Source organism: Streptomyces sp. SID12501, from assembly GCF_010550245.1.
Taxonomy (GTDB): domain Bacteria; phylum Actinomycetota; class Actinomycetes; order Streptomycetales; family Streptomycetaceae; genus Streptomyces.
This window is the reverse complement of record NZ_JAAGLU010000073.1, coordinates 1-21,414: the sequence shown is the minus strand read 5'-3', so window position 1 is coordinate 21,414 and position 21,414 is coordinate 1. Positions and strand designations below refer to the sequence as shown.

Genomic DNA, 21,414 nt, shown 5'->3' with positions numbered 1-21,414 from the left:
GGCCCCCACCGCACGCCGGTCCGGATCCGCGGCCCCGCGCCCCGCCCTGCCCCCGCGTCTCCGGTTCCCGCCGTCACGGCGGGAACCGGAGACGTCGCGGTCGCACGGATGCCCATGGTCAGGCCGCCGGTGTCAGGGCGTAGGTGCCGCTGGCCAGGGCCCAGCGTTCGAGGGTGTACCGGGCGGCACCCGAGTCGATCGCCTCGGCGGCCCGGCCGACGGCCGGGGCGAGGCGTTCGGTGACCGTCCGTCCGCCGGCCGGCTCCAGCGCGGCCAGGGCGGCGGCGGCCGAGAGGAGGACGGCGTCCCGCACCGGCCCCCGCTCGCCGTCGAGGATCCGCCGCGCCACGTCCGCGTTGTATCCGGCGTCCGCCCCGCGCAGCGCCTCGACCGGGGCGTACCCGAAACCGAGGGCCCGTGGGTCGAACGACTCCTGGCGGACCGTACCGCCCTCCACCGTGAAAACGGTGGAGGTGGTGGTGACGGTCAGTTCGTCCAGCCCGTCGTCGCCGCGGAACACCAGTGCATCGGCCCCCCGGCGCGCCAGCACCCCGGCGACGAGCGGCAGCAGCCGGGCGTCGGCGACGCCGACCGCCTGGGCCGCGGGCGACGCCGGGTTGGTCAGCGGCCCGAGGGCGTTGAAGACGGTGGGGATGCCGAGCGCGCGCCGGGCGACCGCCGCGTGCCGCATCGCCGGATGGAAGTCCGGGGCGAAGCAGAACGTGATCCCGACCTCCTCCGCCAGTGCCGCCACCTGTCCCGGCGGCAGCCGCAGACTCACCCCGAGCTTCTCCAGTACGTCGGCCGAGCCCGAGGCGGAACTGGAGGCGCGGTTGCCGTGCTTGACGACGCGCGCCCCCGCGCCCGCCGCCACGAGGGCGGACATCGTGGAAATGTTGACGGTCTTCGCCCCGTCCCCTCCGGTGCCCACCACATCGACGGTCCTCCCCGGCACGTCGATGCGTACTGCGTGCGCCATCATGCCCCGCACCAGCCCTTCCAGTTCGCCGACCGTCTCCCCCTTGGCGCGCAGCGCCACCAGGAAGCCGGCGATCAGGGCGTCGGAGGCTTTGCCCCGCATCACCTGGTCCATCACCCACGCGGTGTCCGGCTCGGACAGGTCGCGACCGTTCAGGACGGAGCCGAGCAGCCCGGGCCAGGACCGTTGCGGCCCACCCGATGCAGTCCTTGCGTTCACTCCGGTTCTCCTTCAGTCATCCGGTCCGGGGACCGGTGCCTCGCGGGCGTCAGCTCCAGGGATCCACATCGTCGGTACCGGTGGCCGCGTTGCTCCACGGGTCCACACCCTCGGTGACAACCGCCACGCCGGTGAACAGGGCGCCGGCCGTGAAGGCGGCTACGACGAGGGCCTGGATCCCGGACTTCTTGATCTGAGTGAGCTGCATTTTCGTCTCCCCGTTAATTGTTCTCGTAGTTTCGGGTCCGTCCTGTTCCGTCCCGACACCGAGAAAATTACGGAGCTACGGCTTCAGTTTATTATCGGAGGCGCTTCACCGATCTCTTATGGATCAATAACGGCGATATACTCGCAAGTCACAATGGGTTAAAAGGGAATTCGGACCCATAGATTCCAGGGGTAGCGCGGGGGTTGCGGAGGCTCTCCCCGCAGCCCACACGGGCCATACGCGAAAGAATTCAATTCCTCAGGAAGTCGGTATGACGTCCTGTGCGGGCATCCACAGGAAATTCTCCAGCAGCCGCATTCCTCCCACCGTGGTGATGGACTCGGGATGGAACTGCACCCCTTCCACCGCCAGCGCGCGGTGCCGCAGGCCCATGACATAGCCGTCGTCGACAGCCCGTGACGTCACGGTCAGCTCCCGCGGCAACGGCTCCTCGACGACGAGCGAGTGGTACCGGGTGGCGGTCACCTCGTCGCCGAGGCCGGTGAAAACCCCGGCGCCGTCGTGCGTGACGGGGCTGGTCTTGCCGTGCTTGAGCCGGGCGGCGACGGCGATCCGCGCCCCGTAGGCGAGGCCGATCGCCTGGTGGCCGAGGCAGATGCCGAGCAGCGGCACCCGCCCGGCGAAGGTGTGCACCAGCTCCACGTGCCCCGAGTCGGCCGGATGGCCCGGCCCGGGCCCCAGCACCACCGCGTCCGCCCCCCGGGCCGCGAGCTGCGCCGGGGTGCGGGTGCCCGACCGCACCACGTCGGTCTCGGCGCCCAGCGTGCGCAGGTACTGGTCGATGATGTGGGTGAAGCTGTCGTAGGCGTCGACGAGCAGGACCTTCACCGCAGCAGCTCCTCACCGGTCAGGGCCCAATAGGCGGCGCCCATCTTGTGCAGCGTCTCGTGCCACTCGGCGAGCGGCTCGGAGTCGGCGACGATGCCGGCGCAGCTCTGGGTGGAGTACGCCGTCCCGTCGTGGGTGATGGTGCGGATACACAGGGCGAGCCGGGACCAGCCGCGCACGTCGACCAGGCCGACCGCACCCGCGTACATCCGCCGGGGCGCGCTTTCCAGCTCCTCGATGATCTCCATGGCGCGGATCTTCGGGGCGCCGGTGACCGTGCCGGCCGGGAAGGTGGCGCGCAGCGCCGACCAGGTGTCCTCGCCGGGCGCGAGGACACCCTCGACGGTGGAGACCAGGTGGAAGACGTGCGAGTACGTCTCCACGGTCATCAGCCGCTGCACGTCCAGCGTGCCCGGCACACTGACCCGGCCGATGTCGTTGCGGCAGAGGTCGACCAGCATGACGTGCTCGGCGCGTTCCTTCTCGCTGGCCTTCAGTGCCTCGATGCGCGGCCCGTCGACCGCCGGGTCGCCGCTGCGCGGGGTGGTGCCGGCGATGGGCCGCATGACGATCCGGTCGCCCTCGGTGCGGAACAGCACCTCGGGGCTGGCGCCGATGAGCGTGGAGCCGTCGCGCGGGACGAGGTACATGTATGGCGACGGGTTGCGGTGCCGCAGCCGCCGGTAGACGTCCAGCGGCGTCAGCTCGGTGTCCACGTCGATGCGATGGCCGATCTGGATCTGGTAGATGTCCCCGACGCCGATGTGTGCCATGCAGCGTTCCACCTGGGCGAGGAAGGTCCGCTCATCGGTGCTGTCCCGGACCGTGCGCGGGGCGGGCACCGCGGGCAGCGGGGCGGGCTCCGGCGCGGGCGGGCGCAGCCCGGCGGCGACCGCGGCGACGAGGCCGGGGACCGCGGCGGGCGGGAAGTCCGGGGAGCGGGCGGTGAGCAGCCGGACGGTGCCCGCGTCGAGGTCGTAGCGCACGACCTCGCGGAAGAGGGTCAGGACGAGGTCGGGGCCGCCGTCGGCAGTGCGCTCGGGCAGCCTTTCCATGTGCCAGGCGGCGCCGTAGCCGACGGTGGCCAGGAAACCGAAGGCGTATCCGTCCGCGGGCACCGAACTCTCCACGGTGAACGCCCGCTGGGCGGCCCGCAGCAGCTCCCACACCTGGTCGGCGTCGGCCAGGGCGCGGGCCCCGTCCGGCAGTTCGGCCAGCCCCAGGCCGACGGCGGCGGCGTGCAGCGCCTCGGTGACGGCGGGGGCTCCGTCGACGGTGACGCGGTCGGAATGCACCTGGAGTTCGGCGAGCCGGCCGTGGCCGACGACGGCGGCGTTGCCGTCCTCCTCGGGGGCGGCGAGGCTCTCCAGGAGGAACACCTCGTCGTCGGCGCGGGCGTGCAGGGCCGTGTACAGGTCCAGCGGGTCGTGCGGGGGCAGGACGGTCTCGTCGACGCGGACGGTGAGGGACCGGCGTGGTGCGCCGGCCGCTCTGGGCGGTGAGTCGAGCAGTGTGGTCACAGGTGAACCCCATCCTCGAAGGGTGGCGGGCGATGGTCAGCCGTAGCGGCGCAGCTCGTGGAAGAAGTCCTGCTCGACGGCGAGTTCACCGGAGTCGAGCAGCCGGTCGTAGACGTGCTTGCCGACGGCGAGGTCGAGGACGCCGAGTCCGAACGGCGAGAAGAACACGGGCCGGTCGGCGGGCACACCGGCCGCGCCGGTCAGCACGCCGTAGAGGGTGCCGTCGATGAACTCCCGTCCGCCGCTGAGCCGTTCGGCCAGGTGCGGGGAGGTGTCGGCCTTCAGGCAGTGCTCGACGTCGTCGACGAAGTTGGCGCCGGTGAGGATCACCTCGGGCGCCAGATCACGCAACGACACGTGCAGCACCAGCGGATGGTGGCCGAACCAGCCGGGGTCGGTGACGTGCGGGGTGCCGGCGACGGTGGCGAAGACGACGAGGTCGCTGCCGCGGACGAGGTCCTCGGCCGACCCGTGCACGGTGACCCGGCCCCCGCACCCGGAGCGGTCGAGGTGTCCGGCGAACCCGGCGGCGTGCTCCGCCGACAGGTCGTGCACGCCGATCTCGTCGAACTCCCAGCCGGTACCCGCCAGATACTGGTGGATGTACCGGGCGATGAGACCGGTGCCGAAGAAGCCGACGCGGCGCGGCAGGTCCCCGCGCGCCCGGCCGAGGGTCTCGGCGGCCAGCACCGCGGAGGCGGCCGTACGGGCCGCGTTGATGATCGAACTCTCCAGGCAGGCCAGCGGATAGCCGGTGTCCGGGTCGTTGAGGATGAGCACGCCGGAGGCGCGCGGGAGGCCCGCCGCCACGTTGTCGGGGAAGCTGGAGATCCATTTCAGGCCGTCCACGCCGATGCCCCCGCCGATCGACGCGGGGAGCGCGATGATGCGGGAGGCCGGCCGGTCGGGGAAGCGAAGGAAGTAGGACGGCGGATTGACGGTGTCACCGGCACCGTGGACGCGGTACGCCGTTTCGATCAGACGCACCACCTCCCGGTGCCGGCCCGCCAGGACCCGGTGGACCTGGGCCCCGGAGATCACGGCGAAGGTGGGCGCCTTGGCGACAGGCGGCATCGTGTACTCCACATTTCGGCTGACAGTGGTATCGGCCGAACGTAGGCAGCCCGCTTATCGGTGGGGTATCGGTCGTCTACAACGGCGCTCACGGGGACCCGGGATTCCCGCCCCGCTGCCGCCCGGCGTCAGCCTTCCTCGTTCTCCAGCCGGGCCAGCGCGCGTTCCGCCTCCGCGCGCCACTGCGGGGCGTCGGCGCGGACGAAGACGTCGTGGGCGGCGGTCAGCCGTTCACGCGCCGCGCCGTGGCGGCCCAGGCGGCGCAGCGCTTCGCCGAGGGCGAGGTTGATCCGGCCGTCGACGAGGGGGGCATCGATGCGTTCGACGATCTCCAGCGCCTCGGTCAGCGTGGTCGCGGCGGCGTCCACCTCGTCCGCGCCCAGGCGGCTCTCCCCGAGTCCCAGCAGGGCGTAGGCGAGCCCCACCCGGTCGGACTTGTCGGTGACCAGCGCGACCACCTGCTGGAACGCTTTTTCCGCCAGGTCGAAGTCCGACCGGGCCAGATGCACCCGGCCCAGCCGGTGCAGGGTCTGGGCGGCGCCGCGCCGGCTGCCGCCGCCGATCGACTCCATGAGCTGCACCGCTTCGAGACTCAGCTTCATCGCCGGCTCGGTGGAGCCACGGTCCAGTTCGATCTGCGCCATGTTGTCGAGCGTGTGCGCCTCGGAGGAGGTGTCGCCGACCCGGCGCAGGATGTCCCGGGCCGTCCGCAGCCGCTCCATGGCGAGGTCCAGGTTGCCGCGGAACCGGTCCAGGATCGACAGGTTGCGCAGGTTCAGCGCCTTCCCGTGCTCCTCGCCGGCCTGCTCGAACAGTTCCAGCGCCTCGCTGTAGCGGGCGTGCGCCTCCTCCAGCCGACGGTAGGACTGCGCGACGCCGCCGAGCTGGTGGAGCATAGCCGCCTGCCCGCGCAGGTTGCCCGTCCTGCGGGTCGCGGCCAGCGCCGCCTCGGAGCAGATCCGCCAGTCGTCCAGGTAGTGCCGGGTCTCGAAGAGCACCGCCGCCGAGACCGTGAGGTCCCAGGCGAGGTCGTCCATGCCCAGGGCGGCCGTCTGCTGGACCGCGGCGACCAGCGACAGGCGTTCCGCCTCCAGCCACTCCAGCGGCGAGTCGAGGAGTTCGTCGAGGTGGATGGGGTCGACCGGACGGCGCGCCACCTCGCTGTACACGACGCTGAAGTGGCCGCCGAACTCCCGCCGGTGGGCCTCCTCCGCGATCGTCAGCCAGGTGCGGAAAGCGCGCTCGCGGGCGGCCCGCTGGGCGTCCGGCGGCTCCTCGGCGTAGGCCCGCTCGCGGGCGTAGAGGCGCATCAGGTTCTGCAGCCGGTAGCGCAGCCGGCCGGTCGCGTCGACGCCGACGACCTCCAGGAACTGGGCGTCGACGAGATCCTCCATGATCCGCTCGGCGTCCAGCACCTCGATGTCGAGCAGCGCGCCGCCGACCCAGGCCGCGAAGTCCGGCACGTCGAGCAGGCCGAGCCGCCGGTAGAGCAGCGCCGCGTCCTCGGGCAGATAGCGGTACGACAGCGCGAAGCTGGCCCGCACCCGGGAAGCGCCCTGGCTCAGCTCGTCCAGCCGGCGTGCCTCGTCGTTGAGCCGGGTCACCAGGTGCCGTACGGTCCAGTGCGGTTTGGAGGCGAGCCGGGCGGCGGCGATGCGCAGGGCCAGCGGCAGCCGGTCGCACAGCTCGGCCAGCCGTACGGTGTCGGCGCGGGCGGAGGCGATGCGGTCGGTGCCGACGATCCGGCCGAGCAGTTCCACCGCCTCCGGCTCGGGCAGCACGCCGAGGTGCACCCGGGCCTCCTGCGGCCAGGTGACCAGTTCCTCCAGCTGGTCCCGACTGGTGACCAGCACGGCGCAGCGCCCGCTGCCGGGCAGCAGGGTGCGCAGCTGCGCATAGGAGCGGACGTTGTCCAGGACGACGAGCACCTGCCGCTCGGCGAGCACGCTGCGGTACAGCGCGACGAGCGCCTCCGTCTCCGGCGGTATCTGGTCACTGGGCACGCCCAGCGAGCGCAGGAAGCGGCTGATGACGTCGGCGGCGACGGTCGGCTCGTGCTCCTCGTCGTAGCCACGCAGGTCGGCGAAGAGCCGTCCGTCCGGGAAGCGGGCGGCGGCCCGGTGGGCCCAGCGGACCGCGAGGCCGGTCTTGCCGACGCCTGCGATGCCGGTGATCAGCCCGAAGGCGGGCCCCTGTTGCCGGTCCCGGTCGGCCACCAGCAGGTCCAGTAACGCCAGTTCGGCCCCGCGGCCGGTGAAGCCGGGCACGTCCGGCGGGAGTTCGGAGGGGACGATGACGGAGTCGGAGCGCAGCGCATCGGTGGTGGAAACCGGCGGCGCGGGGGCGAGGGAGGGGTCGTCGCGCAGGATCGCGTCGTGCAGTTCCTGGAGGTCGGGGCCCGGCTCCATGCCGAGTTCCTCGATGAACTGGGCGCGCGCCTCCCGGAAGGTGCCCATCGCCTCGGCCCGCCGCCCGGACCGGTACTGCGCGAGCATCAGATGGTGCCGGGTGCGCTCGCGCAGCGGATGCTCCCGCACGACGGCCGCCAGCTCCGGTACGAGGTCCTGGTGGCTGCCGAGTTCCAGCAGGACGGCGGTGGCGTCGTCGTAGGCGTTGAGGCGGTGTCCTTCGAGCCGGGCGGCCTCGTCCTCCACCACCGGGCTGGCGATGCCGGCGAAGGCGGGGCCCGTCCACAGGGCAAGGGCCTGCGCGTAGCTGTCGGCCGCGTCGGCGTGTCGGCCCTGCTCCACTGCCGTCTCGGCGTCCTTGACCAGCCGGGCGAAGTCCACCGAGTCGACCGTGTGACCCTCGGGTCTGAGGACGTAACCGGGGTGGGCGGTGACGATGATGTCCTCGGTGACGCCCTCGGCCTTGAAGGTCTTGCGCAGGGCGGCGATCACGATCGCGATCTGGGTGCGGGCGGTGGCGGGAGGGCCGCTGTTCCAGACAGCGTCGACGAGAGTGTCGACCGGCACGATCCGGCCGGGGTTGAGCAGCAGCAGCGCCAGGACCGTTCGCTGGCGCGCACCGCCGACGGTGAGTGCACGGCCGTTCGCCGTCACCGACAGGGGCCCCAAAATCTTGAAATTGAGCCGCTCAACCACGGATGTTCCCCCCAGAACTCCGCCCACCATCATCGCCTGAGCGTCCAGACGACAATAGCTGAGCGGCCGGGCCGACTCCCTGGTGTTTTCCAGCCGTCCCTGAGGTCAGGGGCTTCGATGGCGCGGAATCGGGAATCCTTTTTCCTTTTCCTGGACCACACAGGAGATCACGCGTGCGAATTCGCATCGAGTAATCCGGAATGGGGTACCGCTTCCGAGATTCCGTTGGCCCTTACATCCGGTAACCGTCACACTCCCGGGACCTGTAGTGGTCGGACTCCACCCCCGGGATCCGGCCGCCCCGCCCTCACGGATGGCCGATTCGCTATCGCACAGGTGATCCGATCAAGCCATACCGGACGACCGCATTGTTCGGCGGACCCACCGGGCCCGGGGAGCAGATGGGAGCAGCCGGAAAACAATGGTCTCCATGGCCGGTTCAACGATGTCCACCGCCGCGCAGGCGGACCCGGAACCGGCACCCTGGCCGAAAACGATCAGGCCGCGGAGGCGTGAACGGCCGCTCAGCGCCCGTCCGGTGCCGGTACCCTCCGCTCCTCGCGGCGCGACCGGAGCCGTGAACGGAGACCGGCGAACCCGATCCCGCCGGTCGGCAGACGGAAGGTCCCGGCGGTGTCCGCAGAGACGGCTCTTCCGGGCGGGGGCGCGGGTACAGTGGCAGGCCCGTCCGATTCATCCTTTCTCGGGCCCCTCGGCCGGACCTCTCCCGGCCTCTGCCGGAAGCGACGGATTCATTGGCTCTGGTGGTGCAGGACCGCACGTTTCTCGACGTCCTCGGCGCCGAAGCGCGAAAGGATCTGCTCCGGATCAGTGCCGAGCGGACCTTCCGGACGGACGAACATCTGCTGCTTGAGCAGGACGACAGCAGCCATGTGCTGGTGCTGCTGGAGGGGTGGGCCGTGGTGTCCACGGCGACCGACCGCTCCTCGGCCCGGCTGATCCTGGCGCTGCGCCGGCGCGGCGAACTCGTGGGCGAGATGGCCGCGTTGGGCGGGATCGCGCGCAGCGCCTCCGTCACCGCGCTCGGTCCGGTACGTGCCCTGGTGGTGCCCGGCGCCCGGTTCCGCGCGTTCGCCGGACGCGATCCGGAGGTGTCGGCGCTGCTCATGGCCCAGCTCGTCTCCCGGCTGCGCACCGCCGACGAGGAGCGGCGCACGCTCGCCTCCCTGACCGTCATACAGCGGGTGGCCGGGCGGCTGCTGGAGCTGGAGGAACTCCAACGGGCGGGCACGCGGGACACGGGCGGGCCCGGGGACGAGTTCCCGGTGCTCGCGCAGTTCGCCCAGCACGATCTCGCGGACGCTGTGGGCGCCACCCGCGAGGCGGTCGCCAAGTCGCTGCGGCTGCTGCGGGCCGCCGGTGTCGTCCGGACCCGGCCCCGCCGCATCGAGCTGATCGACCACGACGCGCTCCGCCTGCTGGCGGCCGGCGGGAACATCGGGCTCCCGGCTCCCTGAGCGGTTTTTCGTACGACCGTCAGTCCCACTCCCTTCAGCGGATACCCCTGCCCGGAACCGTTTGAATATTCATCTGTCAAGGGTTGTGCGGGGTTGTGTTGAAGTGCGGGGCGCAGGACGGGACAGCGCGCGCGGCGCGCGTTTTCGGCGCGCGATCCATGTGCTGCCGCCGGATGTGTAAACGACCACATCGCGAGCGGGCGCGAGCCGCCATGCTGACGGTCAGTCATTGCACGACAGGGGGAGGCCACATGGCCGACGGAGCCGTCTACAAGACCTTGATGAGCGTGGACACCCGGGGATCGGGCAGCTACCTCGACGGCGCGAAGCGACGGATGCGGGCACGGATCTATGACCTGGCCAACGCATCCTTCGCGGCGGCGGGCGTGGCGAAGTCCATGCTTCACCTGGAGGACCGGGGGGACGGGTTCATCGCCGCCGTGGACGCGCGTATCCCGCCGGTCCAGCTGCTCGGCACCTGGCTGGCCGAGATGCACCAGCGGCAGCGGACGGGCAATGAGGATCTGGCACGCCGGCTCGGGCTGCGCGTCGGACTGCACGTGGGTCCGGTGGAGCACGACGAGGAGGGGCTGTCCAGCCATGCGATGGACCTGGTCTGCCGGCTGGCGGACTCGCCGGTGACGCGGACGGTCCTGGAGCACTCGGGGCGCGATCTGGTCCTCGTGGTCTCCGACTCGCTGCACCACGAAGTGGTCCGGCACGGCGGGCGGTTCGTGGAGCCCTCCGCGTACCGCCCGACCCGGGTCGCGCTGAAGGAGGGCCCGGTCACCGCGTGGTTCCACGTGCCGGGCGAGGCCCGGCCCCGGGTGCCGGGTGACGAAGGGTTCGGCACGCCTCCCGTGGACGCGTCTTCGGGGGAGAACGGGGACGGCTCGTCCACGGGAGCCGAGGCGGAGGGCCCCTCACCGGGGAGGAACCCGGGGCATGCCGTCCCGGCCGCGGCCGACCGGCCCTCCGCCGACGGGGATCTCCGGGCGCCCGGGACGGAGGCGTGGCCCGTGGACACCGGCTCCGGTGCCCACTGGGACATCAAGGTGGAGGGCGGCACCAGCGTCGTCCAGGACCGCGCGACCTTCCAGGGACCGGTCCACTTCGGGGGCAGCGCGGGCGCGGCCCAGGAGGACTGGCCGACCGGCGGCGACAGGGTGCACGGGCGACGGCGCGCAGGGGACGGCAACGGCAGCGGCCATACGGAGGAGACACGTTGAGCGGCGACGGCGAGCACGGGGGCGCCGAGGTCTCCGGAGCCGACGGTGCCGGGGGCGCGTCCCCCGGACCCGCCCAGTGGCGGGCCGGGGACGAACCGGCGCGGCAGGACGACGACCGGCGTCCCGGCCGGGGTTCCGACGGGGACACCGACGGGGAGGCGGGGCAGGGCGGCGGCCGAGACCGTCCGGACGAGGCCGGGCGGGAGCACGCGGAGCAGCGGGACCGTCAGGAAGAGCGTTTCCGGGAGGCGACCCGGGACCCGCTGGCCGACTCGGGAGTGCCCGGTGAGGCACGCGCGGCGGCCCGGGTCCAGCGGGCCGCGCAGGCCCGGTTCGAGATCCGGGGCAACAGCAGCGTCTTCGACCGGACCAACTTCGACCGCGCGCACTTCGGCGATGTGTACGTCGGTGCCCGGGACACGGCGGCGCCGGTCTTCGGGGACGTGCCCGAGGACGAACTGGACCGGCTGCGCCAGGTCTACCGGGCCCCGGCGGGCTACCCCACGCTGAAGCGGGTGTTACGCGGGCGCCGGGTGCTGGTGCTGGGCGGCCCGCCCGGCACGGGCCGCCTCACCACCGGGCTCTGCCTGCTGGACGAGGTCACCACCGCCGTACGCGACATGGCGTCCGGCGCCGGGAAGCCCGTATCGGAGGCGGCGGGGCCCGACGGCCGGACGGGCACCGGAGTCCTCACCCGGGGCCGGGTCACCCGGCTCGCCCCGTCCGACCTGGGTCTGCTCTCCGCCGACCCGGACGCGGTGGCGGACGGTGTGCTGGACGGCGGCGGTCTGCTGGTCCAACTTCCCGAGAGTGCAGGGGACTTCACCGCGCCGCAGGAGCTGCACCTGGACGCGCTCGCCGCGCGGCTCGTCGCCAAGGGGTCGTACGCGGTGCTGGTCGTCTCCCCCGCCTCGCCCGCCGGGCATCTGCTGGGAGGGCGCTACGGGCTGGCTTGCCCGCCGGCGCCCGCCGAGGAACTGCTGGAGTGGCAGCTCGTACGGCACCTGGCGGACTGCCCGGCCCCGGACGCGCTGGGCCGGGGCGAACAGATCCTCAAGCACCCGCTGTTCCTGGACGCGCTCGGCATCCTCCCGGAGGCGCTGCGGCCGTCCGAGACCGAGCTGGTCGCGGAACAGGTGGCCCGGCATGTGCGGGGCGAGCTGCGCCGGGACGAACTCCTGGATGCCTGCGGCCAGATCGCGCGCCGGCAGGCCCGCGAGTGGTTCACCGGGGCGGCCGGTCCACTGCCCCCGGCGCCCGAGCCCGCCCGGGCCGGGGCGGACGGGCCGGTGGACACCGCCGCGTCACGGGTGCGAGAGACCTCGTTCCGGATCGCGCTCGCGGTGCTGGACGGCGAGGCGGTCAGCTCGGTGGCCGACGCCGCCGAACTCCTCGCCCAGCAGATCCTCGCCGTACGGATGCCCGGACGGGCGCACGGGCGGCCGGTGTTCGCGGAGGACCTGGAGGGACTGCTCGCCGCCTGCCGGGCCGAGGTGCGCACCGGCGAGGAGGAGTCGGTGGGCGGGGTGCCCGTGCCGGTCCGCACGGTCGCCTACCGGGGCACGGCGCTGGCGGGCTCGGTGCTGGCCGAGGTCTGGCACCGGCATCACGCGGCCCGCGGTCCGGTGGCACGCTGGCTGCGCGAACTGGCGGGCGACCCCCGGCCGCAGGTGTGGGTGCGCGCCGCCGTGGTGGCGGGCGAACTCGCCACCACCGACCTCGGGTACGGCTTCGCGGAGCTGATCCGGCCGCTGTCGGTGGCCAAGGACACCCGGCGCCGCTTCTTCGCCGCGACCGCGCTGGCCCAGGCCGCCGGCCGCGAGCCGTACCGGTCGGCGGTGCGGGGCGTGGTCGTGGACTGGGCGGACGCCCCAGTGCCGGCGCTGCGCTGGACGGCGGCGCTGACCCTCGGCTCCGGCCGGATCGTGGACGACACCCGGCAGGCCATGGAGCTGCTGTGCGACATCGGCAGCCGGGACGAGGGCGCCCAGGCGCTCGTCGCCTCGTACGGCGCGACCCGGCTGGTGGCCGGCAGCCGGGCCGGGGAGGCGGCCACCGTGCTGCACGAGTGGTCCGAGAACGGCTCCGCCGAGCAGCTGAACCTGGCGATGCTCTGTGCCGTACGGCTGTTCTGCGCGCGGACCGACGACATGTGGCAGGCGGAGGAGAGCGACGGCCCCGGCGCGCCGCCTGCGGACGCCGCCACGTCCGTCCCGGCGTCGGTCAGCCGGGTGTGGGGGCCGGGCCGGGTGCGGCTCGCGGGCCGGGTGCCGGGGCAGCCGGGCGGTGCCGGACAGCGCGCCCGGACCGGGCAGGACGAACGACCACCGATGCCGCGCGCGTCGGTCGAGGTGACCGACGCGGAGCTGGCCCGGCGATCGCACTGGCCGCTCGCGCTGGCGGTGGCCATGGCGGTGGAGAGCGCGGCCGATCCGCTGACGGACCTGCTGTGGCGGTCGCTGGCGAACCGGCTGTCGCACGAGGCCGCGACGGAGGGCCTGGCGACCTGGCTGCGGGCCGCCGAGGCCGACGCCGTCGTGCCCGGCCGGACGGGCCGCACCTATGTGTTCGAGCAGGCGGCAGGGGAGGAGCCGGCCGACGGCACGGCCGGACGGCGCGGGGAGATCCTCCAGGCGCTGCTGTGGCTGCTGCCCCGGATGATCCGCGACCGTCGGGACGCCGACCGGCTGCGCTGGCTGCTGCGGTTGATGGCGGACGCGCCGGAGGAACCGATGACCGCCGCCTTCGCCCGCCATGTGGTGGCCGCGATGGCGGCGACGGGACGCGGCCAGGGCGGCCGGGGGGAGGAGCGAAGGTGACGGCAGGACAGGAAGAGGAACTGGTCATCCCGGAGAACCTCGCCGGGCCGTTCCTGCGCGAACGGATCGTGCAGGGACGGGGGTTCAAGCACTGGGGCGCGCAGGTGGCCTCCGTGCTCTACTACCAGGACGGCGGGCACAGCGTGATCACCGCGCGGGGCGCCGACCATCGCGACCGGCTCGGCCGGTGGTCCCGGCCGAGCAGTGTCTGCGAGGTCGCCTGCGGGCGGCACACGACCTCGTTCGCGCTGAAGCTGCCCGCGCACGGCTCGGCGACGTTCTTCGAGACCCGGGTGAAACTGCGCTGGGAGGTCACCGACTACCGACTGGTCGTGGAGAAGCGCCTGTTCAGCGTCGAGAACGACCTCGGCCCCGAGATCGTGGACCGGCTCCAGGGCGTCACCACCCGGTACTCCGTGGACCAGGCGCACGAGGCCAACCAGGCCGTACGGCTGGACATCGAGGCGGGCCGCTGGGCCGACCTCGGGCAGGAGGTGGGGCTGCACACCAAGGTGTTCGTCGAGGTCGGTACCGACCACACGCAGATCGGCTTCGTCAGCCAGACCCGCAAGGACGAGGCGGAGGCCCAGCGGGTGACCACCCGCTTCCGGGGGTTCGCGGCGATCGCGCACGGCACCGACGCGGAGAAGTACGCCTATCTGATGGCGTCCGGCAGCACCGCCGAGGTCGGCCAGCTGGTCAAGATGATGATGGAGAGCCAGGCCGAGGAGCAGCACGCCAACCGCGAGTTCCTGGTCCGGATGGCGCATGAGGGGCGGGTCAACACCCCCGAACTGGACGCGTACATCCGCCGGATGGTGCTCCCCGGCCAGGCTGCGGGGCAGCTCTCGCCCCCGGCGCTCGAACCCCGTGCCGCGCTGCCGCCCGCACCCGTCGCCCCGACCGCCCCGGCAGGAGCGGCCCGGCAGGACTGGCCGGACACCTCGGCGGCCGGGGACACGGACGCGTACGACACCCCGGGGCGCGGGACGGCGCGGACCGCCGGGGCGCCACGCCCGGAGGAGGACGACTGGTGGGGCGAGCCGCAGGAGGCCGTCGAGTACGAGAGCGGTCCGTCGGCGGCGCGGGACGGGCACGGCACGTCCTCGCACATCGACGGCCACCGCTACGAGTACACGTACGGCGGATCCTCCTCCGCAGGTGCCGGGCGCACGGAGTCCGGGGCGGAGTCCGGATCCGGGGCGGGGTCCCCTGACTGGGTCGACGAGGACGACGACATTTGGGGCGGCCCGTCGGACGGGGACCCGGACGGCCGGGGCGGCCGACGATGACGGCCACACCGGGCGCGCCGACGACCGCCGTCCCGGAGGCGCGGTACGTCGCCGAGCGGCTGCTGGCCACGGTCCGTGAGGACACAGGGCGGGCGGACGTCAAAGCGTCGGTGCTGCTGTCGGTGTCCCTGGGTGTGCCGCCCCTGGTGGTCGGGGTGGGGCAGCGCCCGCCGGACCGGCCCTCCGTGCTGTGGCTGGTGCTGGTCGGGGCGGGGCTGCTGATGTGGCTGGCGGGGTCCCTTTCACTCGTTCGGGCGATGCTGCCGCACAGCGGAACTGAGCGGGTGGGGCCGGGCATCACCTTCTTCGCCGACGTCGTCGCGGTACACACGGCGGCCGGGGCGAGCGGTGTGGCCGAGGCGGTCGGCAGAGCGGGCGAGAACGTCACGGCCTGGCTGCTGACCCAGGCCGTGGACCACAGCCACATCCTCGTCCGGAAGTACCGGTACATCCGCTGGGGAGCGGGCTGGCTGGTACCGGGGGCGGTGTCGGCGACGGCCGGGCTACTGCTCGGCTGATCCCGGCGCACCCAGGGGGGGGTGGACGACGGCACCGGCCGCCGGCACCGGGGCGTACGCGGGCCCGCACAGGACTCGCACGCCCGACATCTACGCCTATCAAGTGACAGTTGAGGGGGACGACATGAACGCACACGACACCGCACCGGTGCGCGGCGGCCCGGGGCGTGCGGCACGAGGACGAGGGGGGCGTACGGCGTCCGGCACCCGTACGACGTACGACGCCGGTACGACAACCGCTACGCACCGTATGGCAGTTGACGCCCGTACCGCGTCCGGCACCCGCGCAGTGGCCGGGGCGCGCCGTATGGCACCCGCCGGACGGCGAGGGCTGCTCGGTGTCCGCCGGGCCGCCGCCGTGCTGGCGCTGCTGCTGCTCGGGCAGACCGCGCTCGGCCAAACGGCGCTGCCCACGCCGCTCGCCCCGGCCGCGTCGAGCGACACGGACGCCGTGGACCTGGCCGTGGCGGTGGACGAGTCGAACAGTCTGAGCGCGGCCGACGTGGAGCGGGAGCGGGACGCCGCCGGGCGGATCGCGGTCGGGGAGATCTCCCCGGCGTCGCGGATGACCGTCCTGGGGTTCGCCAGCGCCGACAACGTCGACCAGAGCCCGGTGGACGAGGTGTGCCCGACCACCGCGCTCGACGCGGTGGCCCGGGAGAAGATGGACGGCTGCATCGGCCGGCTGGCCCGGCGCGGCGTGGGACAGGGCACCGGGACCGACTTCCCGAACGCGATCCGGCAGGCCGTGACCCGGCTGGGAGAACACGGCGACGGCCGCCCGCGCATCCTCTTCCTACTCACCGACGGCAAGCTGGACGTGGGCGACAGCCCTTCCTACGGCACCGACAGGGAAAGCCGCGAGGAGAACGGCCGCCGCGAGCTGACCAAGGCGCTGGCCGAGGCGCGCGCCGCCAAGGTGCAGATCTGGCCGCTCGGCTTCGGCGACGACCTCGACATGGACGCGCTGCGGGACATGGCGAAAGGCGGATACCGGGGCGGGTGCACCGACCTGGAGACGGCCCGCCCCCGCGCAGACAGAGCGACGGACTCCCAGACCCTGGGCGACGCCGTGCAGCGTGCCTTCGCCGGGGCCCGCTGCCTGGTCGCCGACCCACCGCGCAAGGACACCCCGCCGGCGGACATCTCCGTACCGCTGTCCCCGCTGGCGACGCTCGCCACCATCGTCGTCTCCAAGGGCGACCGCGCGGTGCGGGCCACGTACTACGACCCGCGCGGCCGGAAGATCGAGCCCGGCAGCCGGTCCGACGGCTCGAAGTTCACGCTGGCCGGGTCCGGCGGCGAGGTGGAGTCGCTGCGCATCACCGACCCCCGGCCGGGCCGCTGGCAGGTCCGGCTCGACGCTCCGGAGGGCCATCGGGACCGGCTGGCCAGTGTCTCCGTGCAGTGGCGGGGTGCCGTGCGCTCCTCCATCGTGATGACGCCCGCCGCGCCCCGGCCGGGCGAGAAGGCCCGCGTCGAACTGATCCTCCAGACCCGGGACGAGCAGGGCATCGGCGACCCGGCAGACCTGCGCCGGCTGAAGGTCTCCGGGCGGCTGACCGGCGACGGTTTCGAACCGCTGGACCTGGCGCTCTCCGACAACGGGGAGAACGGCGACAAGAAGGCCGGCGACGGCCGCTTCACCGGCACCGTGACGATCCCCCGGACAGCGACCGGCACGCTCAAGGCCGTCGGGGTGCTCGGTGCCGTCGGACTCACCGCCGACCACCGCCCGTTCCTGACCCGCACCGCCTCGGCCAACCCCGAGGTACGGGCCGGACTGCGCGTGGACGACGCCGAGGTGCACGCTGGCGGCAGCGTGCCGTTCCGGCTGCTGGCGTCCAACGACTCGGACCGGCCGCACACCCTGCTCCTCTCGCTGCGGGACACCGAGCCGGGCGCCGTCGCCCTCTCCCTCACCGAGGTCACGCTGGCCCCCGGTGGCTCCGTGGACCGGGCCGGTCGGCTCACCGTCAGCGGAAAGCTGAGCCCGCACGAACTGACCGCACGGTTGGAGGTGTCGGACGCGGACGACTCCGCCCGGCCGCTCGACGCGAAGCTGGTGAAGGTGGACATCACGCCGGTGCCCTCCTGGCCGCGGCGGATCTGGGACGCGTGGTGGTGGGAGCTGGTGACCGGTGCCGTGCTGCTGGCCGCACTGCTCGGCTGGTTCGCGTGGCACTGCAAGCAGGCGCGCGAGGACGTCTCGCCGGGCGGACTGCTGCTCCGGCTCACCGTGTCCGACGGCTCCGGGGAGCGGACGACCAGCGAGACGACGGTGCCCGGCAAACGCGATCCCTGGTACCGGTTCGACGTGTCCGAACCGGACAGCCCCACCCCCCGGCTGGACCCCCGCCCCACCGGCCGGTACGCCGTACAGCGCGACCCGCGTACCGGGGTCCGGCTGCGCACCCCGGACGGGCGCGACCAGTCGTATCCGCTTGCCCGTGACATCCCGTTGGAGGGCCGGGTCCAGCTGCGGGTGGAACGCGGCGCGGGCAGCCGGTCCGCCGCCCGGCGGCCGGGACCGCCCCGGTGGCTCGCGGACCTGCTGCCCCGGCAGCAGAAGCCCGCCCCGGTGCCGTCCGACCGGAGGGACGCTGACGACCTCGGAGGGCGGGACACCTACGGGAGTTCCCCGTACGGCGGTTCCTCGCGCGGGGGTTCCTCGTACGACGACGAATTCGACGAGGCCACCTGACACCGGACGGCGGACGACCGGGGCCGGGCCGCCCCCGAGGCGGCCCGGCTACCGGAACCGCACCACCAGCCCACGGCAGGTCCGCCCACTGGACCTGGGGTCCATCGAACGCCCGGTGCGCACGCATCGGACAGGGGGAAACGAAACGATGAAGATCTTCCAGCCGATGCTGTTCGTCGGCCTCGGCGGCACCGGCGGCCTGATCGGCGCCGAACTGGAGCGCCGGCTGCGCGCCGAACTCTGCGGTCCGGACGGCACCGCCCTCACCGGCAACGGCCGACTGCCCTACCAGCTGCCCGGCTGCCTGCAGTTCGTGTACGCCGACTACAGCGAGGCAGAACTGGGCCGGCTGCCGCACCTGAGCGCGGACACCGCGCTGCGGCAGGCCTACAGCCGCACCTCGCGCGCCACGCACGACCTGCTGCCCGCCGACTACGACAGTTCCCCCGAGGTGACCCGGATGCTGCGCGCGCTGCTGCGTGACGAGGTGTCCGACTGGCTGCCTCCGCACGGCGGCGAACCCAAGATCAACCCGCTGCGCAACGGCGCCGGCCAGCTGCCCACGGTGGGCCGCGCCGCGCTGTTCGCCACCCTCGCCAACGGTCCCGCGCCGGTGCTGACCCCGCTGCACCGGGCCATCGACGCGATCGCCGGGTCCGGCGGGGAACTCCAGGAGGTGGGTGGCGACACCATCAACGGCTGCGACGTGTTCGTGGCGTTCTCGGTGGCTGGCGGGACCGGCGCGGGCATCTTCCTGGACTATCTGCATCTGATCGGGCAGGCGTTCAAGGACAAGAAGGTCCGGGGCGCGCGGATCTATCCGCTGGTCGTCATGCCGTCGGCGTTCCCGGAGGCCAAGGGCGGCGGCCGGGAGGCCGAACTCAACGCCGCCCGCGCGGTGGTGGACCTGTCCCGGCTGGTGGACGAGCAGAACGCGCCGGACGCCGAGGCGGAACTGGGCGACGTGGACCTCCAGGAATCGCTGCGCATCCGCTACCCGCAGACCCACCCGGTGTCTCTGCGGCCGGGCACCGTGCCCACCGCGTTCCTGTTCAGCCAGACGGCCGGCATCCGCCCCGACGACCTGCGCCGGTCCATCGTCTCCCTGGTGGTGTCCCTGGTCGGCACCGATCTGAACCTGGGCGAGGCCAAGGGCGGCGGGCCCGACAACGACTACCAGACGTTCGCCAGCAACTTCGTCAACGGCGACATCATCCGCCGTACCCGGTCCGCTACCGGCATCGGCCGCAAGGGCATCTCCACCAGCCTGGTGGCGTCGATGACGGCGCCGCTGGACGAGCTGGCGGAGCTGGTCTCGGCCAAGATGCTGGCCCACGCGGTGACCGGGCTGACCGACGCCTCCGCCGCCGTACCGCACGAGACGGCGCCGCTGGTCCGGGAGATGTTCACCGCCGCCGGGCTGGGCGACCTGTGGCGGCGCGAGCCGCTGGAAGTGACCGCGCCGGATCCGCGGCCACGCGGCAGCGGCGAGATCGAGACCGCGCTGCGGGACCGGCTGGAACAGATGCGGCGGCTGTTGGCCGACCTGGAACGGCAGGTCGCGCACCGCATGCAGGGGCTGGTGGAGGGCTTCTCACCGCGCGCGGCGGCCGAGCAACTGCTGTTGAATACCGACCTGTTCACGCTGGGCCGGGTCGTGTCGGGCGTGCCGGGCGAGACGAAGGCGGTGGCCAGGCTCGGCTTCCTCGGCATGCTCGACAACCGCCGGCAGGACCCCCCGCGGCCCGCCGGGGTCGAGGTGCAGCCGCCGCCGGTGCCGAGGATCAAGGGCCGGGTGGTGGGGCCCCGGCGGCACTGGGCGGACGACGAGGTGGCCGCCGCACTGGAGGAACAGGACCACTGGTACAAGTGGCGGGCCCACACGGTCTGGCACCGCGCCTGGAACGAGCACGAACCCCGCTGGCGGCAGGCCGCGAACCTGCTGCGCAACGAGGTGCACGCGGTCGGCGACGCGTTCCGCAAACACGTGAACGACCAGCCGCGCGCGTACGCCGCGCAGGTCAAGGAGCTGTACGACGACCGCACCGGCGTCTCCTACCTGCTGCCCCCGCAAGGCAACCTGGGCCGCTTCTACCAGGCGCTGATGGAGCGTCTGGTGGAGAGCCACCAGCTCGGGCCCAACGGCGACGAGGCCGCGCTGCTGCACAAGCTGGTCGATGCCGAGCTGCGCCGCAGCGCCTTCGCGGCCGGCCGGCACTCTCCCGACGCTGCCGTGTCGGAGGTGAAGGCCGCGTTCAAGCACCGGGTGCAGCGGCTGTTCTCCGAGCGTCCCGACGGACGGCAGGCCCGCGCGCTGCTGCCCAGGATGAGCACGCTGCTGGCCGCCGAGGCGGGCGACACCGAGGCGTCCCAGCAGGTCAGCACACGGGCGCTGGAGCAGTTCCGGTACAAGCTGGCCGGTCTGCTGCCGGCCGCGTTCACCCCCGAGGGCAACGGGCGGCTGAAGGTCCTCATCACCTATCCGGGCTCACGCCGGGTGACCGTGGACAACTACCTGGAGAAGCATCTGCGGCTGCCTCCGGACAGCCAGCGGACCATCGAGTACCGGGCTGTGGACACCGACTCGATCTCCGTGGTGCTGTTCCGCAGCGAGATGAGCCTCACCGATGTGCCGGAGGCCCGCAAGGTGCTGCGCCAGTGGGCCAGGGCACAGGAGACCCGTCGCGACGAGGACGTGCTGCGCTGGCGGCAGCGACTCGGGTACCGCGACGACTGGCTGGCCAGCACGCCCGACGACCGGGCGCACATCCTGAACCGGCTGCTGTGCGCGCTGTGGAACGGCCAGATCGACTACCAGGGCGACCCGGCGTCCCCGCAGCGGCTGCGCGTCCGGCTGCACGACGACGCAGACCAGGACGCGCTCGGCATCCAGCTGGCGCTCACCGACTACCAGGACGGCATCTCCAGCTGGGCCGGGCTGCTGCGGGCGTACGAGCGCTGGGCGCTGCTGGCGGAGGAGAACATCGTGCAGAGCTACTGCAAGGTGGTGATGAACACGCTGCCGCGCGGGCTGGGCACCTCGGGAAGCGAGCCCTCGGAGCTGTATCTGAAGCTGGTCCACGAGGTGGCGCCGCGTCAGCTGCGGCTGCTGGACGAGCGGGAGCGTCGCTACGGCGCACGGGTGACCGACTGGACGCGCCGGCTGCGCGAGTTCTGGGCGGAGACCCTCCCCGACGCGCTCGACCTGCCCTTCCCGGAGGGCGAGAACCGCGCCCACCCGACCCTGCGCGAACTCGAGGAGTGGGTCCGCGAGAGCCGGAGCACGCGCGAGGACCCACGACGCCCGGAGGAGGGGGAACGGTGGGCCTCCGAGCGTCCGCAGCGCCCGAGCCCGGCGGACGGCGGGCAGTCCGCCGATCCGTACGGCGCGGCACGCGGCGCCGCGCCCCAGCGCGTCGAC

General features: G+C 73.0%; 13 protein-coding genes. 7 read left to right on the top strand and 6 right to left on the bottom strand.

From position 1 onward, the window contains the following. Positions 1-118 precede the first annotated feature (118 nt). The 6 genes from trpD to G3I71_RS43500 form a co-directional block, all read right to left on the bottom strand. Entirely contained in the window at positions 119-1,198 is a 1,080-nt protein-coding gene (gene trpD, locus G3I71_RS43525) for an anthranilate phosphoribosyltransferase (RefSeq protein WP_164324159.1), read from the bottom strand. 49 nt (positions 1,199-1,247) lie between these two features. Next, entirely contained in the window at positions 1,248-1,406 is a 159-nt protein-coding gene (locus G3I71_RS43520) for a hypothetical protein (protein ID WP_164324157.1), read from the bottom strand. 258 nt (positions 1,407-1,664) lie between these two features. Beyond that, a complete protein-coding gene (locus G3I71_RS43515; RefSeq protein ID WP_164324155.1) occupies positions 1,665-2,255 on the bottom strand; it encodes an aminodeoxychorismate/anthranilate synthase component II in 591 nt (196 codons plus the stop codon). Beyond that, entirely contained in the window at positions 2,252-3,775 is a 1,524-nt protein-coding gene (locus G3I71_RS43510; protein WP_164324153.1) for an anthranilate synthase component I family protein, read from the bottom strand. Before G3I71_RS43510 ends, G3I71_RS43515 begins: the two co-directional genes overlap by 4 nt. Before the next feature lie 36 nt (positions 3,776-3,811). Next, positions 3,812-4,849: a 2,3-diaminopropionate biosynthesis protein SbnB gene (gene sbnB, locus G3I71_RS43505; protein WP_164324151.1), complete on the bottom strand. Its 1,038-nt coding sequence runs from the start codon at positions 4,847-4,849 to the stop codon at positions 3,812-3,814. A 128-nt stretch (positions 4,850-4,977) separates the two neighbouring features. Further along, a complete protein-coding gene (locus G3I71_RS43500) occupies positions 4,978-7,953 on the bottom strand; it encodes a BTAD domain-containing putative transcriptional regulator (protein WP_164324148.1) in 2,976 nt (991 codons plus the stop codon). Between the two features lie 764 nt (positions 7,954-8,717). On the opposite strand from G3I71_RS43500, the gene G3I71_RS43495 reads away from it, so the two are divergent. The 7 genes from G3I71_RS43495 to G3I71_RS43465 all read left to right on the top strand — a co-directional run. Beyond that, entirely contained in the window at positions 8,718-9,431 is a 714-nt protein-coding gene (locus G3I71_RS43495; RefSeq protein WP_343243271.1) for a Crp/Fnr family transcriptional regulator, read from the top strand. A 251-nt stretch (positions 9,432-9,682) separates the two neighbouring features. Beyond that, positions 9,683-10,660, top strand: coding sequence for a hypothetical protein (locus G3I71_RS43490; RefSeq protein ID WP_164324144.1), 978 nt, complete (start codon positions 9,683-9,685; stop codon positions 10,658-10,660). After that, positions 10,657-13,479: a hypothetical protein gene (locus G3I71_RS43485; RefSeq protein ID WP_164324142.1), complete on the top strand. Its 2,823-nt coding sequence runs from the start codon at positions 10,657-10,659 to the stop codon at positions 13,477-13,479. The genes G3I71_RS43490 and G3I71_RS43485 overlap by 4 nt, the downstream gene beginning before the upstream one ends. Then, entirely contained in the window at positions 13,476-14,771 is a 1,296-nt protein-coding gene (locus tag G3I71_RS43480; protein ID WP_164324140.1) for a hypothetical protein, read from the top strand. The genes G3I71_RS43485 and G3I71_RS43480 overlap by 4 nt, the downstream gene beginning before the upstream one ends. Next, complete coding sequence (locus G3I71_RS43475; protein ID WP_164324139.1) at positions 14,768-15,289, top strand: Pycsar system effector family protein; 522 nt, start codon at positions 14,768-14,770, stop codon at positions 15,287-15,289. The genes G3I71_RS43480 and G3I71_RS43475 overlap by 4 nt, the downstream gene beginning before the upstream one ends. A gap of 124 nt (positions 15,290-15,413) precedes the next feature. Then, entirely contained in the window at positions 15,414-17,993 is a 2,580-nt protein-coding gene (locus G3I71_RS43470) for a vWA domain-containing protein (protein WP_164324137.1), read from the top strand. 148 nt (positions 17,994-18,141) lie between these two features. Beyond that, on the top strand, positions 18,142-21,414 hold a 3,273-nt coding region (locus tag G3I71_RS43465; RefSeq protein ID WP_164324135.1), incomplete at its 3' end, for a tubulin-like doman-containing protein.

Coding starts and splice junctions, on each gene's coding strand:
- G3I71_RS43490 (WP_164324144.1), top strand. CDS start 9,683: ATGGCCGACGGAGCCGTCTACAAGACCTTGATGAGCGTGGACACCCGG.
- sbnB (WP_164324151.1), bottom strand. CDS start 4,849: ATGCCGCCTGTCGCCAAGGCGCCCACCTTCGCCGTGATCTCCGGGGCC.
- G3I71_RS43475 (WP_164324139.1), top strand. CDS start 14,768: ATGACGGCCACACCGGGCGCGCCGACGACCGCCGTCCCGGAGGCGCGG.
- G3I71_RS43520 (WP_164324157.1), bottom strand. CDS start 1,406: ATGCAGCTCACTCAGATCAAGAAGTCCGGGATCCAGGCCCTCGTCGTA.
- G3I71_RS43470 (WP_164324137.1), top strand. CDS start 15,414: ATGAACGCACACGACACCGCACCGGTGCGCGGCGGCCCGGGGCGTGCG.